Origin of the sequence: Aurantibacter crassamenti, from assembly GCF_016811105.1 — a bacterium.
GTDB classification, from domain to species: Bacteria; Bacteroidota; Bacteroidia; order Flavobacteriales; family Flavobacteriaceae; genus Aurantibacter_A; species Aurantibacter_A crassamenti.
The window spans coordinates 1,321,179-1,338,548 of sequence record NZ_JAFBGM010000002.1 but is presented as its reverse complement, the minus strand read 5'-3'; the positions used below and the strand labels follow the sequence as shown (position 1 = coordinate 1,338,548).

At 34.9% G+C, this 17,370-nt stretch carries 15 protein-coding genes and 1 tRNA gene; 15 read left to right on the top strand and 1 reads right to left on the bottom strand.

Features of this window, described 5'->3' with window-relative positions:
• Positions 1–2 precede the first annotated feature (2 nt).
• Positions 3–767 carry an alpha/beta fold hydrolase gene (locus tag JQC67_RS18315; RefSeq protein WP_203254350.1) on the bottom strand — a complete coding sequence of 255 codons (765 nt, stop codon included), beginning with the start codon at positions 765–767 and terminating at the stop codon, positions 3–5.
• 411 nt (positions 768–1,178) lie between these two features.
• On the opposite strand from JQC67_RS18315, the gene JQC67_RS18310 reads away from it, so the two are divergent.
• The 15 genes from JQC67_RS18310 (at position 1,179) to JQC67_RS18240 (ending at position 17,294) form a co-directional block, all read left to right on the top strand.
• Positions 1,179–1,655, top strand: a complete 477-nt coding sequence (locus JQC67_RS18310; protein WP_203254349.1) for a division/cell wall cluster transcriptional repressor MraZ — start codon at positions 1,179–1,181, stop codon at positions 1,653–1,655.
• Positions 1,642–2,538 (top strand): 16S rRNA (cytosine(1402)-N(4))-methyltransferase RsmH, encoded by an 897-nt coding sequence (gene rsmH / locus JQC67_RS18305; RefSeq protein WP_203254525.1) that lies wholly within the window; start codon positions 1,642–1,644, stop codon positions 2,536–2,538. Before JQC67_RS18310 ends, rsmH begins: the two co-directional genes overlap by 14 nt.
• A gap of 17 nt (positions 2,539–2,555) precedes the next feature.
• Entirely contained in the window at positions 2,556–2,897 is a 342-nt protein-coding gene (locus tag JQC67_RS18300) for an FtsL-like putative cell division protein (protein WP_203254348.1), read from the top strand.
• A complete protein-coding gene (locus JQC67_RS18295) occupies positions 2,884–4,890 on the top strand; it encodes a penicillin-binding protein (RefSeq protein WP_203254347.1) in 2,007 nt (668 codons plus the stop codon). The genes JQC67_RS18300 and JQC67_RS18295 overlap by 14 nt, the downstream gene beginning before the upstream one ends.
• On the top strand, positions 4,887–6,350 hold the full coding sequence (locus JQC67_RS18290; RefSeq protein WP_203254346.1) for a UDP-N-acetylmuramoyl-L-alanyl-D-glutamate--2,6-diaminopimelate ligase: 1,464 nt from the start codon (positions 4,887–4,889) through the stop codon (positions 6,348–6,350). Before JQC67_RS18295 ends, JQC67_RS18290 begins: the two co-directional genes overlap by 4 nt.
• Positions 6,351–6,364: 14 nt before the next feature.
• Entirely contained in the window at positions 6,365–7,585 is a 1,221-nt protein-coding gene (gene mraY, locus JQC67_RS18285; RefSeq protein ID WP_203254345.1) for a phospho-N-acetylmuramoyl-pentapeptide-transferase, read from the top strand.
• Positions 7,586–8,920 carry a UDP-N-acetylmuramoyl-L-alanine--D-glutamate ligase gene (murD, locus tag JQC67_RS18280; RefSeq protein ID WP_203254344.1) on the top strand — a complete coding sequence of 445 codons (1,335 nt, stop codon included), beginning with the start codon at positions 7,586–7,588 and terminating at the stop codon, positions 8,918–8,920.
• Between the two features lie 10 nt (positions 8,921–8,930).
• Positions 8,931–10,142, top strand: coding sequence for an FtsW/RodA/SpoVE family cell cycle protein (locus JQC67_RS18275; RefSeq protein ID WP_203254343.1), 1,212 nt, complete (start codon positions 8,931–8,933; stop codon positions 10,140–10,142).
• Positions 10,129–11,220, top strand: coding sequence for an undecaprenyldiphospho-muramoylpentapeptide beta-N-acetylglucosaminyltransferase (gene murG, locus JQC67_RS18270; protein ID WP_203254342.1), 1,092 nt, complete (start codon positions 10,129–10,131; stop codon positions 11,218–11,220). Before JQC67_RS18275 ends, murG begins: the two co-directional genes overlap by 14 nt.
• Before the next feature lie 29 nt (positions 11,221–11,249).
• On the top strand, positions 11,250–12,602 hold the full coding sequence (murC, locus tag JQC67_RS18265) for a UDP-N-acetylmuramate--L-alanine ligase (RefSeq protein ID WP_203254341.1): 1,353 nt from the start codon (positions 11,250–11,252) through the stop codon (positions 12,600–12,602).
• The gene (locus JQC67_RS18260; RefSeq protein WP_203254340.1) at positions 12,592–13,311 is read left to right on the top strand and encodes a cell division protein FtsQ/DivIB; all 720 of its coding nucleotides are present in this window, start codon (positions 12,592–12,594) and stop codon (positions 13,309–13,311) included. Before murC ends, JQC67_RS18260 begins: the two co-directional genes overlap by 11 nt.
• 4 nt (positions 13,312–13,315) lie before the next feature.
• On the top strand, positions 13,316–14,674 hold the full coding sequence (ftsA, locus tag JQC67_RS18255; protein WP_203254339.1) for a cell division protein FtsA: 1,359 nt from the start codon (positions 13,316–13,318) through the stop codon (positions 14,672–14,674).
• A 44-nt stretch (positions 14,675–14,718) separates the two neighbouring features.
• Positions 14,719–16,665 carry a cell division protein FtsZ gene (ftsZ, locus tag JQC67_RS18250; protein ID WP_203254338.1) on the top strand — a complete coding sequence of 649 codons (1,947 nt, stop codon included), beginning with the start codon at positions 14,719–14,721 and terminating at the stop codon, positions 16,663–16,665.
• A gap of 90 nt (positions 16,666–16,755) precedes the next feature.
• Complete coding sequence (locus JQC67_RS18245; protein WP_203254337.1) at positions 16,756–17,202, top strand: GatB/YqeY domain-containing protein; 447 nt, start codon at positions 16,756–16,758, stop codon at positions 17,200–17,202.
• Positions 17,203–17,220: 18 nt separating this feature from the next.
• Positions 17,221–17,294, top strand: a tRNA-Arg gene (locus JQC67_RS18240).
• The last annotated feature ends 76 nt before the right edge of the window (positions 17,295–17,370 follow it).

Below are 17,370 nucleotides of genomic sequence, written 5' to 3'. Positions count from 1 at the left end.
TCTTAAAAGCCTCTACTTGTGAGCCAATTTTCTAAAATTGTATTGAATTCTGTGGGATGTTCCATCATTGGTGCGTGGCCACATTTCTCAATCCAATAGAGGTCAGAATCTGGTAGTAATTCATTAAATAAATTAGCTACATCTGGTGGTGTTACCGTATCATTTTCACCCCAAATGATACATGTTGGTGTTTTCATGTCGGGTAAATCGTCTGACATATTATGGCGTATAGCACTTTTTGCAATTGCTAGTGTCTTCAATATTTTATTACGATCATTAACGGTTGCGAAAACTTCGTCAACAATTTCTTTGGTGGCTATTTTTGGGTCGTAAAAAACTATTTCAGCTTTCGCTTTTATAAATTCGTAATCACCACGACGCGGATATCCATCACCCATAGCACTTTCATAAAGACCTGAACTTCCTGTTATTACAAGTGCTTTAACTGTTTCAGGAAATAATCTTGTGTGTAAAAGGCCAATGTGACCACCCAGGGAATTTCCCAAAAGAATAACGTCAGATAATCCCTTAAATTTAATAAAACTTTCAAGAAATTTTGCGAATTGCTTGACGTTGGTCTTCAACATCGGCATATCGTAAATTGGTAATTCCGGAATAAGTACTCTATATCCTTTTTTCGGAAAATGTTCTAATACACCTTCAAAATTACTCAACCCGCCCATAAGGCCATGTAAAATAATAAGCGGGGTACCTTCCCCAATTTCAATGTATTTAAATTTTCCTTCTGAAATTAAGTTTTCATTCATTCAAGATCGAATCAAGTCTGCTGACAAATATAGGCAATTACCCATTACAAGTATTGAGCTGAAATATAACACTTTTCTGAAAATTGCAACAGCCAATTGAATGAATCTATTAATTAACAATTTTGAATTGTTGAAATGGGTTAAAAATCAGAGGCTATTTTCTAATCGATAATCGTGATTCTAAATGTAGCTAGTTATTTTGGTGCAAACCCTAATTAGAATGGGTTATACACTGTTGTAAATCATCTATTGTTGAATCAGAAATTCTTCAAGTTGAATCGAATTGGTGGTGTTTGCACATAAATAAATACAAAGATTCACTTCGTTTTATCAACAAAGTGGTAGAAAGTGGTAAAAAGTGGTAATAATATTTATATATTTGACATAGTAAATAAAAAATCAACCACTTAGGTGATACATTTTAATAACTCTTACGATTGTAAAGTTGATGCCAAAGGTAGGCTAATGCTACCTTCTGGCCTAAAGAATCAGCTGTTGCCATTGTTGAAAGACGGGTTTATTATAAAAAGATCAGTTAATGGTAAATGTTTAGAGTTGTGGCCTAGAATTGAGTGGGACGTTGAAATGGTTAAGATTAAGAAGCTTAACCGATATGTGAAAAAGAACAATGATTTCATTAGAATTTTCATGGCAGGTGTCAAAGAAATTGAAATTGATAATGCAGGAAGGTTGTTGATACCTAAAAAATTATTGCCATTTGCTGCTATTAAGAAAGAAATAGCATTGAGCTCAGCGGTGAACTATATTGAGATATGGGATAAGGATCGCTATGAAGATGAAATTAAAATTGATGCTTTAGATTTTGAAGCTATGGCTGAAGAAGTGATGGGTGGTGATCATATCGATAACAATGCTGATGTATCATAATCCGGTATTGTTAGCAGAGTCTGTTGCAGGACTCAATATTAAAGAGAGTGGAATATATGTGGATGTAACCTTCGGTGGTGGAGGACATTCAAATGAAATATTGAAATACTTGGGTGCTGAAGGTAAATTGATTGCTTTTGATCAAGATACTGAAGCACTTGAAAATTCTATTGATGATGAACGTTTCACATTGATAAATGAAAATTTTCGATATCTCAAACAGTTTTTAAAGTTCTATGGCATTCGGAAAGTAGATGGAATCTTGGCAGATTTTGGGGTGTCATCGCATCAATTTGATAAAGCAGAACGTGGTTTTTCAACTCGTTTTGAGGCTGATCTTGATATGCGAATGAATAAAAAGAGTGAGTTGTCTGCCTTTGAAGTGGTTAATACATATGAGCAAGACAATTTGCGAAAAGTGCTTTTTCAATATGGTGAGTTAAGAAATGCCGATGCAATGGCAAAAACGATAGTTGAAGAAAGAGCAATTGAACCAATAAAAACCACTTTAAGATTAAAAGAAGTTTTAAGACGGTTTTTGCCGCAGCGTAAAGAGCATAAAATAATTGCACAGGTTTACCAGGCTATTAGAATAGAGGTGAATCAAGAATTAATTGCAATTGAAGAGTTGTTGCAGCAGAGTGTTGATTTATTAGAAGTTGGCGGCAGATTAAGTTTAATAAGCTACCACTCATTAGAAGATCGACTAGCAAAGAACTTTATAAGAGCAGGAAAGTTTGAAGGTGAAGCTGAAAAAGATTTTTACGGAAACGTAGATGTCCCTTTTAAAAAAGTAGGCAAACTAATAGTTCCATCAAAAGAAGAAATAGCAAAGAACAACAGAGCACGTAGTGCTAAACTCAGAATAGCTGAGCGCATTTAAAAGAATAAATAATAGTGATGAAAAACGGAATACTCGACATATTGAGAGGTAAATTTTTAGTGAGCGGAGATGCTCCTAAAAATTGGTTGTTTATCATCTTCACTTCTTTTTTAGCAACTATTATGATAGGTAGCTCGCACAGTGCAGATACGCAAGTACACAGGCTTGCTGCATTGAATGAAGAAGTAAAAGAATTACGAAGCGAATTTGTTGATATACGTTCTGACGTACAGCGATTGAAATTAGAATCTAATTTATCTCAAATACTCTTAGAAACAGGTTTATATCCTTCTGAGATACCACCAAGAAAAATACAAGTCAAATCTCAAAACACCGAAAGAGCCAATGCCGGTTTCTGAAAAGAAAATACTGAAACGCCTATACGTGGTATCGGCAGGACTTTTCCTGTTTGCGATGGCTGTTATCGTGAAATTGGTAAGCATTCAAATGGTTGATGGTGATAAGTACCGTGATCTTGCTGAAAAGCGTACTGAAAAAATGTTCACTATAGAGCCTAACCGAGGCAACTTGTACTCTGATGATGGCAGTCTTTTGGCAACATCGGTGTCGAGGTACACAGTGCGTTTTGATGCGGTTACTGTTGATAACGATGATTTTCAAGAAAATGTAAAACCCTTAGCGAATGAGTTGTCGAAACTTTTGGGTAAAACTTCTTCGCATTACCAACAGATACTTCGTAAAGCAAAAGCTCATAAAAATAGGTACGCACTTATTGCTAGAAATTTAGACTATTCTGATTACACGGCATTGAAGCAATTTCCACTTTTTAAGAAAGGCCCATATAAAGGTGGTTTGATTATCGAGCAGAAAACGGTTCGTGAACATCCTTTAGGAAAAATTGCAGAACGTAGTGTTGGTTATGAGCGTTTTGATGAAAATGGCTATTCAACAAGAGTAGGACTTGAAGGTGCTTTTGGTCAGTACTTAAGAGGTATAGAAGGAAAACGCCTAAAACAAAAAATTGCCAAAGGTCAATGGAAACCAATTGGGCTAGATAATATAGTTGAACCTAAAGATGGTTATGATGTTGTTTCAACTATTGATATTAATATTCAAGATATAGCACATCATGGGTTATTGGGTCAATTAGAAAAATATAATGCAGATCATGGTTGTGTTATTGTAATGGAAACTGCCACTGGCGAAATAAAAGCAATTTCAAATTTAGGCATCACTAAAGAAGGTAAGTACTATGAGCGTTTGAATTATGCGATTGGTGAATCTAGTGAACCTGGGTCTACATTCAAATTAATGAATATGGTTGCTGCACTAGAAGATAAAGTGATTGATACTAGCACTATTATTGATACAGAAAATGGGCGATGGAAAATTTACAGGCATTGGGTAGAAGATTCTAATCATCGGGGTTATGGTGAAATTTCTATGGCGAAAGCATTTGAAGTGTCATCTAATACAGCTTTTGCTAAAATGGTGCATACCAAATATAAAGACAACCCTGAGATGTATGTTGATCGTTTACGTAAAATGAAATTGCATCAACAGCTAGGCTTGCCTATAAAAGGAGAAGGTAAACCAGTGTTACGATATCCCGGTGAAAAAGGATGGTCAGGTCTTTCGTTAGCACAAATGGCTTATGGTTATGAAGTTTCAATGACACCTTTGCAAATTCTTACATTTTATAATGCCATTGCAAATGATGGTGAAATGGTTAAGCCTCGCTTAATTAAAGAAGTGAAGGAATGGAATACCACAATTCAAAAATTTGAAAAGGAAATTATTGACCCTTCAATTTGCTCTAAGGAAACAGCAAAAAAAGTTCAGCAATTAATGGCTAACGTAGTATCTGAAAAATTTGGAACGGCACATAAATTGTATTCGCCTAATTTTTCAATGGCAGGCAAAACAGGTACGGCACAAAAAGACTACGCTTCTAAAGATGCTTCTAAACTGGGTTATATCTCAAGTTTCTCAGGTTACTTTCCTGCTGATAATCCGAAGTATTCGTGTATTGTAGTTATTCATAATCCGGATAAAAAAGTTGGTATATATGGTGCTGATGTTGCGGGTCCTGTATTTAAATCAATAGCTCAAAAAATATATGCCAACAACCCATTGATAAATGAAGTGGAATTGATGACTGCTGAAAATAAGAAGCTCGATGATGCGTATCAGGAGTACTATACCGAGGTTCAAAAAAATCAAAGTAATGTGCCTAATGTAAAGGGTATGAGTGGTATGGATGCTGTAGCAATTCTTGAAAATTTAGGAATTCAAGTCGAAGTAAGAGGCAATGGTAAAGTGAAAAAACAATCTATTTCACACGGAACCGCAATTAGTAAGGTTGAAAAAATAATACTCGAACTTTCATGATGGTATTGAAAGACATATTATATGGAGTAAGCCTAACTGCTGTTAATGGCAGTACTGCGGTTGAAATAAATTCCATTTGTTTTGATTCAAGACGAGTTGGTCTTGATGATGTTTTTGTTGCGGTACGCGGAACAATTACTGATGGTCACGAGTATATTGAAAAGGCTATCGCTTTAGGTGCTAAGGCTATTGTGTGTGAAGAGCTTCCAGAGAATATGACTAGTGAAGTCACTTTTGTAGAAGTTAAAAGTGGAAATGAAGCTTTGGCTATTATGGCTTCAAATTTTTATGGAAATCCTTCTAAGAATTTAAAATTGGTAGGCGTTACAGGTACAAATGGTAAGACTACCGTTAGCAGTCTTTTGTATCAACTATTTAAGAAGGCAGGATTTAAAGTAGGATTGATATCAACAATAAAAATTATGGTTGATGATACAGTATATCCTACAAAACATACTACCCCAGATGCTTTAACAATCAATCAGCATCTTGATTTAATGACAAAAGCTGGTGTTGAATTTTGTTTTATGGAAGTGAGTTCTCACGGCATACATCAAAAAAGAACGAAAGGACTTGTATTTGAAGGTGCCATTTTCACCAACTTATCACACGATCATTTAGACTACCATAAAACATTTGCAGAATATAGAGATACCAAAAAAGTATTGTTTGATGAACTAGATAAACATGCTTTTGCATTGATCAATATTGATGATAAAAATGGTGCGGTAATGTTGCAGAATACAAAAGCTAAAAAGTATACCTATGCTTTGAAAACTTTTGCTGACTACAGAGCACAAATTCTCGAGAATCAATTTGATGGTCAATTGTTGAAAATCAATGATAATGAATTATGGTCTCAACTTATTGGTGATTTCAATGCATACAATATGTTGGCTATTTATGCTACTGCTGAATTATTAGGATTAGAAAAACTCGAAACACTTCGACTACAAAGCGAATTAGAAAATGTAGATGGAAGGTTTCAATACTTTATATCAAAAGAAAAAATTACGGCTATTGTTGATTATGCCCATACTCCGGATGCTCTAAAAAACGTGCTTGAAACTATCAACACGTTGAGAACTGGAAATGAAAACGTCATCACCGTTGTGGGGTGTGGTGGCGATAGAGACAGATCTAAGCGTCCGGTTATGGGTTATATCGCATCAGAAATGAGTAACAAAGCCATTTTTACATCTGACAATCCACGATCAGAATCTCCTTCTTCAATTATTGAAGAAATGGAAGCTGGTGTTGAGATGCAAAACAAACAGAAAGTCTTGTCTATTGAAAATCGTGATCAGGCAATAAAAGCAGCATGTCAATTTGCTTCGGCTAAAGACATCATTTTAGTTGCGGGTAAAGGGCATGAGACGTATCAAGAAACAAACGGAAAACGAATTGATTTTGATGATTTTAAAATTATCAAAAGTCATTTAGCTAGTCTTAATAAATAGTACAATAAAAAAGTATGCTGTATTATCTATTTGAATATTTAGAAAAACATTACCAAGTGCCTGGCGCTAGTCTGTTCCAATTTCAGACTTTTAGAGCTGCATTGGCGGTTTTGCTTTCTTTAATATTAGCTACAACATACGGTAAGAGAATCATACTTTTTCTACAACGTAAACAAATAGGTGAAACGGTTCGTGATTTAGGGTTAGACGGACAAAAACAAAAATCAGGTACGCCTACAATGGGTGGTTTAATTATCATCATGTCAACCTTAATACCGGTTTTACTTTTTGCAGACATTTTGAATATTTACATCATTCTTTTGATTATTACAATTATTTGGATGGGTGTAATTGGCTTTATAGATGATTACATAAAGATATTTAAGAAGGATAAAAAGGGCCTAAAAGGTAGATTTAAAGTTATGGGCCAAGTTGGTTTAGGACTTTTTGTGGGTACGGTTTTGTACTTCCATCCAGAGGTCACCATGCGCGAGAATAATCAAACGATTATTACAGAGCAATTTACAGTTGAAGAGGTAAAAGGTAAAGATGTAAAGTCTACCATGACTACCGTGCCTTTTCTTAAACATAATGAGTTAGAGTATAGCAGTCTTATATCTTGGGCTGGTGAAGGTGCTAAAGATTATGGGTGGTTATTGTTTATCCCCATAGTAATATTAATTGTTACCGCAGTTTCTAATGGTGCAAATCTAACGGATGGTATTGATGGCTTGGCTGCAGGGTCTTCGGCTATAATAGTTTTTACGCTAGGTATTTTCGCATGGGTTTCAGGTAACATTATATTTTCTGAATATCTAGATATAATGTACATCGTTGGTGCAGGTGAACTACTTGTATTTATTACAGCATTTGCAGGAGCTCTTATTGGATTCTTATGGTATAATGCATATCCAGCACAAGTATTTATGGGTGATACGGGTAGTCTAACTATTGGTGGTGTTATAGCTGTAATTGCAATCATCGTAAGAAAAGAATTATTGCTTGTTATTCTATGCGGATTGTTTCTTGCCGAATCTGTTTCGGTTATGATGCAAGTAGGATATTTCAAATACACTAAGAAAAGATTTGGTGAAGGAAAACGCATTTTTTTAATGGCGCCTATACATCACCACTACCAAAAGAAGGGATATCACGAAAGTAAAATTGTAACCCGATTTTGGATTATCAGTATTGTACTGGCAATTTTGTCAGTCGTGACCTTAAAAGTCAGATAAATGGTAAGGTTAGTTGCTTTAGGTGCAGGAGAAAGTGGGGTGGGTACGGCAATTTTAGGATTAAAAAAAGGCTTTGAAGTCTTTGTTTCTGACAAAGGTTTAATCAAAGAAAAATATAAAAAAGTTCTTATACATTTTGGGATTGATTGGGAAGAAGGTAAACATACCGAAGCCAAAATTTTGAATGCTGATATAGTAATGAAGAGTCCTGGTATACCTGAAAAGGTGGCCCTAGTGCAGACTCTAATTGCGAAAGAAATACCGGTTATTTCAGAAATAGAATTTGCGACTAGATATACTGATGCAACAGTTGTTGGAATAACAGGTAGCAATGGTAAGACTACGACCACTATGCTAACAAATTACATTTTTAAATCAGCAGATTTGAATGTAGCAATGGCAGGCAATATTGGTGATAGTTATGCAAAAATGGTGGCCGAGAACAATTTTGATTTTTATGTATTAGAAATCAGCAGTTTTCAGCTAGACGGTATTAAAACTTTTAAACCACATATAGCCATTATTACAAACATTACACCGGATCATTTAGATCGGTATAATTATAAGTTTGAAAACTATATCGCTTCTAAATTTCTTATCACTAAGAATCAGACAAAAGATGATTATCTGATTTATGATGCTGATGATGAAGTGTTAGTGAGCTGGTTAAAAGAACATCCTGTTAAGTCCCAATTATTGCCGTTTTCAATCCAAAGAAAAATGGAAGAAGGCGCATATCTCGAGAACAATAAAATAGTAATAACAATTAATAATAATACCATACACATGACCAGCGACTCTTTAGCACTTGAAGGCAAACACAACCTTAAAAATACCATGGCAGCATCATTAGCTGCTAGATTGGTCAAAATTAGAAAAGAGACCATTAGAGAAAGCATAACAAGCTTTCAAGGTGCGCCTCATCGCCTAGAAAAAGTGTTAAAGATTCATCATGTACAATACATTAATGATTCAAAAGCAACGAATGTTAATGCCACCTTTTTTGCCCTAGATAGTATGAGCACCCCGACCGTCTGGATTGTCGGCGGGGTTGACAAGGGCAATGACTATAGAGAATTGATGCCGTTGGTGCGTGAAAAGGTAAAAGCTATTGTTTGTTTAGGTGAAGATAATACCAAGATTAAAGAATTCTTTGGCAATGTAGTTGACCTTGTGGTTGAAACTTATGCAATGTCAGAAGCGGTTAAAGTGGCATATAAAATTGCAGAAAGAGGCGATACTGTTTTGCTTTCACCAGCATGTGCGAGTTTTGATCTTTTTGAAAACTATGAAGATCGCGGTAATCAATTTAAAGAGGCGATTAAAAATTTATAACTCGATATAAGTGAAAACATTATTCCAAAATATTAAAGGAGATAAAACCATTTGGGCCGTTGTGGCACTCTTGGCTTTGTTTTCATTTTTACCGGTGTATAGTGCCAGTAGTAATTTGGTTTATGTTGTAGGTAGTGGTACTACTATGGGGTATTTGGTAAAGCATGCAATGTTATTAATTCTTGGATTCGGAATTATTTTTGGCATTCACCGCATACCTAGTCACTATTTTAAAGGTTTGTCACTTATTGCAATGCCCATTGTTTTAGTGCTTTTAATTTTTACAATAGCACAAGGAACTACTATTGATGGTGCTAATGCTAGCCGATGGATTCAATTACCACTTGTAGGTATTACGTTTCAAACATCAAATTTAGCGTCGGTTGTATTAATGATATACGTAGCGCGATACTTGTCTAAAATTAAAGATCAAGAAATCACTTTTAAAGAAAGTATACTTCCGTTATGGGTGCCTGTTTTTCTGGTGATTATTTTAATATTGCCGGCGAATTTTTCTACAGCAGGTATCATCTTTTCAATGGTTTTATTGCTTTGTTTTTTAGGAGGATATCCTGCTAAATACTTGCTAAGTATCGTAGGTACTGGTTTGTTGTGTCTTACACTTTTTATACTTACAGCTAAAGCTTTTCCTGATGCATTTAGTAATAGAGTAAGTACTTGGGAACATCGAATTACAAATTTCAACAATGATGAAGTTGATAGTGATGCAAGTTACCAAATTGAAAGAGCAAAAATTGCAATTGCAACCGGAGGTATTGTTGGTAAAGGTGCCGGTAAAAGTGTACAAAAGAATTTCTTGCCACAGAGTTCATCAGATTTTATCTATGCAATTATTGTTGAAGAATACGGACTTGTCGGTGGTATTGTAGTAATGTTTTTTTATCTGTTGTTGCTGTTTAGAATTGCTGTTGTTGCAAATGCAAATTCATCAATTTTTACAAAATTATTGGTTTTAGGGGTTGGCTTGCCAATTGTATTTCAAGCTTTAATTAATATGGCGGTAGCTGTTGAATTATTTCCGGTAACGGGGCAAACATTACCCTTAATTAGTAGTGGTGGTACCTCAAGTTGGATGACCTGTTTAGCAATAGGCATCATTTTAAGTGCTAGCGTAAAAGATAAAGACAGAAAGAAAAGTGATAGTGAGAGTTCAGATATACAAATAACAAACCCTTTAGAAGTACTAAGTGGGCAGTTATAAATTTATTTTATCTGGAGGAGGTACAGGCGGACATATTTATCCGGCCATAGCCATAGCTAATGAGTTGAAAAGAAGATATTCTGATGCTGAGTTTTTGTTTGTTGGAGCAAAAGATCGCATGGAAATGGAAAAAGTACCAAATGCCGGATATAAAATAGAAGGTCTTTGGATAACAGGATTGCAACGGAAATTGACATTTAAAAATTTGATGTTTCCATTTAAATTGATAAGTAGTTTGTTGAAAGCACGTAAAATAGTATCACAATTTAAACCTGACGTTGTCATTGGCACCGGTGGTTTTGCTAGTGGGCCACTTTTAAAAGTAGCTTCTGGTCGTGGTATTCCTTGTGTTTTACAAGAACAAAATTCATATGCAGGTATGACCAATAAGTTGCTAAAAGATAAAGTTGCTAAAATTTGTGTGGCTTATGACGGCATGGAAAAGTTTTTTCCTGCTGATAAAATTATTAAAACAGGTAATCCTGTTCGTGGTGACTTAGTTGCATTGAATGTCAATAAAAATGAAGCAATTAATTCTTTTAAATTGAATGTCGAAAAGAAAACCATTTTTATACTAGGTGGTAGTCTTGGTGCAAGAAGAGTTAATCAACTTATTGAAAAGGAGCTTGATTTTTTTAAGTCTAAAAATCTACAAGTGATATGGCAATGTGGTAAGCTTTACATAGATGAGTATAAAAAGTATGATTCAGATACAGTAAAGGTTCTTGATTTTATAAATAATATGGATTATGCATATGCAGCTGCTGATTTTATTATTTCTAGAGCAGGGGCGGGGTCAGTTTCTGAACTGTGTATTGTTGGTAAGCCTACACTTTTTATTCCTTCACCAAATGTAGCGGAAGATCATCAGACAAAAAATGCGCAGGCATTGGTTTCTGAGAATGCGGCATTAATGTTACGTGAAAAAGATTTAGATGAAAACTTTGAAGCAACGTTTTCAGAATTGTTTCAATCCGTAGAAAAACAAATAGAGCTAAGCGCGAATATTAAAAAATTAGCGCTACCAAATGCCACCAAAAATATAGTGAACGAAATAGAGAAACTGTTGCAGAATTAATAGTTGTAAATAAAATATATAGTCTGATTTTGAACTTAAATAATATACATAGCGTCTACTTTATAGGTATTGGTGGCATTGGTATGTCAGCACTTGCGCGTTATTTTAAGTTCATTAATAAAAATGTTGCTGGTTATGATAAAACTGCAACACCGCTTACTGAAGAATTAGAAAATTTGGGTATTGCAATTCATTATGATGATTCAATTGAACTGATATCACAAAATTTTAAAAATCCTGAAAATACACTTGTGGTTTATACCCCTGCTGTTGCAACAGTTCATTCAGAGTATCAATTCTTTTTAAACAATAATTTTCAGATTAAAAAACGATCTGAGGTATTGGGTTTAATTACAAAAGATACTTTTTGTCTTGCTGTTGCAGGTACTCACGGTAAAACTACTACAAGTAGTATTCTTGCACATTTGCTAAAAGAAACCGGTACACCGTTTACAGCTTTTTTAGGTGGTATTTCTGAAGATTTCAATAGTAACTTTTATTTTCAAGGAAATGAAGTTTCTGTAGTTGAGGCTGATGAATTTGATCGTTCTTTTTTACGGCTTTTTCCTGATGTAGCATGCATTACTTCAATGGATGCGGATCATCTTGATATTTATGGTGATGCAGAAACTTTACATCAATCATTTAAAGATTTTGTGGGTTGCATGAAGCCTAACGGAAAATTATTTGTTAGAAACGGACTTCCTATAGACGGAGTCACATATGGAATAGAAGACAATTCGGATTTTTGTATCCGAAATTTAAAAATAGTACATGGCACCTACGTTTTTGATTTGGGCACTCCTGAAATTAATTTAACAGGGGTTAAGTTCAACAAACCAGGAAGGCATAATTTGCTTAATGGTTTGGTTGCTTTTGCGATGGCGGTACAAGCTGGTTCCCCACCAGACCGCCTTGCTAAAGCGCTTGAAACATTTAAAGGTGTGCAACGTAGATTTTCATATAAAATCAAAGAAAAAGATTTTGTTTTTATTGATGATTACGCACATCATCCAACAGAGATTAATGCTATTTATGATGCTATCTGTGAAATGCATCCGAATAAAAAAGTGTTAGTTGTTTTTCAGCCACATCTATTTTCAAGAACAAAAGATTTTGCTGATGATTTTGCAGAAAGCCTGTCAAAATTTGATAGTATTCTATTGTTAGATATTTATCCTGCAAGAGAAAAGCCAATAGAAGGTGTTAGTTCTGAGTGGCTTATGGAAAAAATAAAAAATCCGAATAAAAAAGTAATTAAAAAAGACGAGATAATTGGTGAAATAAGAAGTCAAAATCCTGAAGTTCTGGTAACTATGGGAGCTGGTGATATCGGATTAGAAGTGGTAAAAATTACAAAAGAATTTGAATATGCGAATTAATATGAACTTTATTAAACTATCTGGCTTATTGCTATTAGTTACAGGGCTTTACGCATTTTCTAATCATAGAAATATGCAAAAAAAGGTTAACGGAATCAATATTGAATTCGTTGGTGATCAAAATTTGTATATCACTCAAGGAGCGGTTAATAAATTGTTAATACAAAATTACGGACCGCTTACTAATGTGCCTAAAGAAAAATTAGTTTTGAATACTATTGAAGATGTCATCGAGGCCAATGAAATGGTTAAAAGTGCCGAAGTTTATCTAACGGTAAGTGGTGAGCTCACGTCGAAAATTATTCAACGACAACCAATTGGGCGTGTAGAAGGTGAAACCAAATTTTATTTGGATGATGAGGGAAAACACATGCCTTTTTCGAGCAGTCATTCGGCAAGAGTGCCAATTATTACTGGTGACATTACAGGTAAAGGTCTTGAAGATGCATATGAAATATTGAAATTTATAAATACTGATGAATTTTTACGTAAAAATGTAATAGGTATTCACATTGAAAGTGTAGAAAATTATCAACTAAAATTCCGAATGGAGCAGTTTGTGGTGAATTTGGGAAATATAGAGGACCTTGAAGTGAAGTTTAAAAAATTCAAGGCATTTTACAGCAAAGCTGATAAAGATGAAACTTTGAACGAATACGCAATGGTCAATTTAGAATTCAATAACCAAGTAGTGTGCACCAAAATTTAAAAGAATGGAAACAACAAAATATTCAGTAGGTCTCGATATCGGTACAACCAAGATTGTTGCAATCATAGGTAAAGAAAATGAATACGGCAAAATAGAAGTGCTAGGTATCGGCAAGTCTAAAAGTCTTGGTGTGCACAGAGGGGTGGTAAATAATATTACCCAAACTATCAAGTCAATTCAACAAGCTGTTGAAGAAGCTGAAGCTAATTCAGGACTTAAAATTGGTTCTGTTGTTGTTGGCATTGCTGGGCAACACATTCGAAGTTTACAGCATAGTGATTATATCACAAGATCGGATTCTGAAGAGGTTATCAATGATGATGATTTAGATAGGTTGGTGAATCAAGTTTATACTTTGGTAATGCTACCTGGTGAAGAGATTATTCATGTGCTACCACAAGAGTATAAAATTGATGGGCAGGCCGAAATCAAAGAACCAATAGGCATGTATGGTGGTCGTTTAGAGGCTAATTTTCATGTTGTAGTTGGTCAAATTTCTTCAATTAGAAATGTAGGACGATGTATTAAAAGCGCTGGTCTAGATTTAGGTAACATAACTTTAGAGCCTTTAGCTTCTTCTGATGCGGTTTTAAGTAAAGAAGAAAAAGAAGCTGGTGTAGCATTAATTGATATAGGTGGTGGTACAACTGATTTGGCAGTTTTTAAAGACGGTATCATTCGTCATACAGCGGTAATACCATTTGGTGGTGGTGTTATTACTGAAGACATAAAAGAAGGGTGTTCAATTATTGAAAAGCAGGCTGAGTTATTGAAATTGAAGTTTGGTTCTGCATGGCCTGGTGAAAATAAAGACAATGAGATAGTTTCAATACCTGGATTAAGAGGTCGTGAACCAAAAGAAATTACACTTAAAAATCTTTCTAAAATTATTCATGCAAGGGTAGTTGAGATTATTGAACAAGTATATGTTGAAATCAAGAATTACGGCCATGAAGAGCAAAAGAAAAAATTAATAGCAGGTATAGTTCTTACAGGTGGTGGAAGCCAGTTGAAGCACCTTAAGCAATTGGTGGAATATATTACTGGTATGGATACCAGAATTGGTTATCCGAATGAACATTTAGCCGGTAACTCTGATGAAGAAATTGCTAGTCCTTTATATGCTACAGCTGTTGGTCTACTTATGAATGCTATTAAGAATGACCATAAAGGATTTGATGATGGTTTAGAACCTGAAATGGTAGAGCCTGAGCCGGTTAAGGCCGGAAAAGAAGACGATAACACAGAAGAAGATAAAGAAGAGGATATTAACGCTGCTTCAGATAAAACTATGAAACATCGAAAATCTGTTTTTGATAAATGGTCTGAAAAGTTGAAAGAATTTTTAGATAACGCAGAGTAAGCCCCCTAATAAAAAATAGAACATAAACCAGTAATATAAGTACTATGAGCAATAATAACGATTTTGATAATATCTCATTTGACCTCCCAAAGAACCAGAGTAATGTAATTAAAGTGATTGGAGTCGGTGGTGGCGGAAGCAACGCTATCAACCATATGTTCCAATCAGGAATTAATGGAGTCGATTTCATTATCTGTAATACCGATTCTCAAGCACTAAATAGTAGTTCCGTTCCAAATAAAATTCAATTGGGCGTTTCATTAACTGAAGGTTTGGGTGCTGGTGCCAATCCTGAAGTAGGTGAACAGGCTGCTCTTGAAAGTATGGAGGAAATTAAACAAATGTTATCTCCAACAACTAAAATGATTTTCATTACTGCAGGCATGGGCGGGGGCACAGGTACTGGTGCTGCTCCGGTTATTGCTAGACAGGCAAAAGATTTAGATGTTCTTACTGTTGGTATAGTTACAATGCCTTTTGAATTTGAAGGTAAAACACGTTGCGAACAAGCTCAAATAGGTATTGAAAAATTACGTGCTAACGTAGATTCATTAATTGTTATAAACAATAATAAACTTCGTGAAGTTTACGGAAATTTAGGATTCAAAGCAGGTTTCTCAAAAGCCGATGAAGTATTATCTACTGCAGCAAGAGGTATTGCTGAAGTAATTACGCATCATTACACTCAAAATATTGACCTTAGAGATGCTAAAACGGTATTATCTAATAGTGGAACTGCCATTATGGGTTCTGCGATTGCATCAGGTTCATCAAGAGCTAATGAAGCAATCATGAAAGCCTTAGATTCTCCATTATTGAATGATAATAAAATCGCAGGTGCTAAAAACGTTTTACTATTAATTGTTTCTGGATCACAAGAAATCACCATTGATGAAATAGGTGAAATTAATGACCATATTCAAGTGCAGGCTGGCCATGGTGCTAATATCATTATGGGTGTTGGCGAAGATGAAGATTTAGGAGAAGCTATTGCGGTTACTGTAATTGCTACAGGATTTAACATCGATCAGCAAAATGAAATAGTCAATACTGAGGCTAAGAAAATCATTCACACATTAGAAGAAGAACAACGTGCAGAACGTGATTTAACAGCTCAAAATGTAGTGCATCGTTTAGAGGAAGAAGTTGCTCCTGAGCCTGAACCTATTGTAAAACATACTTTGATTGATGATTCTGAAACCGAATTAGGTATGGATTTAATACCTACTACCAATTACATCAAAAATTTCAATGTTTTTTACGATGAAGTAATTGAAGAAGTTGCAAAAGGTGAAGTAAGCGAAGATGATTTTGTTATTATAGATACATCAGAAGCTGCTAAGAATATTGAAGTAGTAGACCCACAAGAACTTACTTCTGATGAAGAAGAAGATCAATTTGCTATGAGTTTTGATTTGCCTTTGGTTACTGAAAATGAAAATTTTCAAGAAGAGAAAGACGACATGGTTAGTTTTAACTTAGATGAGGAAGTAAATGAACTTGATGTGAAAGATCACATAGAGGTTATTCCTGTTCTTGAGTACAATAAACAAGGAGAAACACGCTATAGTCTTGATGATTATATGGAGCTTGAAAACAAGTTAACTGGTGCTAAATCAAAAGCTGAGGAGTTTGAGCCAAAGATTGTTGAAGACGAGTTGATATTTGAAAAAAAAATTCTAAAGGAAACTAAACAAGTTGAAACTGAAGAAGAGGTTGATCCTATTGATAGTCCATTTGAAGTTCTTTTAAAACAAAGAGCTGATGAACGAAGAAAAAAGTTGAAAGATTTCAATTACAAGTTTCAAAGAAATGTGAATAGCATTGAGATTGATGATATAGAAAAGGAACCTGCTTTTAGAAGACAAGGCATCAATTTGACAGAAAGATCGTCTGAAAGTAAAATTTCAAGAACCTCTTTAGGTGAAGATAGTAATGGTGAAATACAACTACGTACTAATAATTCATTCTTAGAAGATAATGTAGATTAAATTTTAAGATATACTTTATATACAACCCGAAAGTGAACAACGCTTTCGGGTTTATTTTTTATCTTCGCAATCCTTTAGAAATTGAAAGTTATGGGTTTACAACAAGAGGTGATGGAACAAATGAAGGCAGCTATGAAGGCTAAAGATAGCGTCGCCTTACAATCATTGCGAGCAATAAAATCAGCTTTGTTAATGGCAAGTACTGAAAGTGGGGCTGGGGAGTTGTCAGAAGATGATGAGATAAAAATGATTCAGAAGTTGGTCAAACAACGAAAAGATAGCGCTGCTATCTTTACTGAACAAGGTCGTGCTGATTTAGCTGAACCTGAGCTAGCTGAAGTAGCTATAATTGAAAAGTTTTTGCCAGCGCAATTGACAGAAGAAGAAGTTGAAAAGGTTGTTATAAGTGTCATAGAATCAACTGGTGCTGCTGGTATGAAAGATATGGGAAAAGTAATGGGCTTAGTTTCAAAAGAGTTGGCTGGTCAGGCTGATGGAAAAACTATTTCTACCATTGTAAAGAATAAATTATCTTAGCAGTCGCATAAAATTAAAGGCCGCGTGGCGCAACTGAATAGCGCATCAGATTTCGGCTCTGAGGGTTGGGGGTTTGAATCCCTTCGCGGTCACTTTTATTACAAAACCGTACAACATTTCAAGCTTGCTTGAAATTGTAAGTACGGTTTTTTTGATTTTATAAAATGG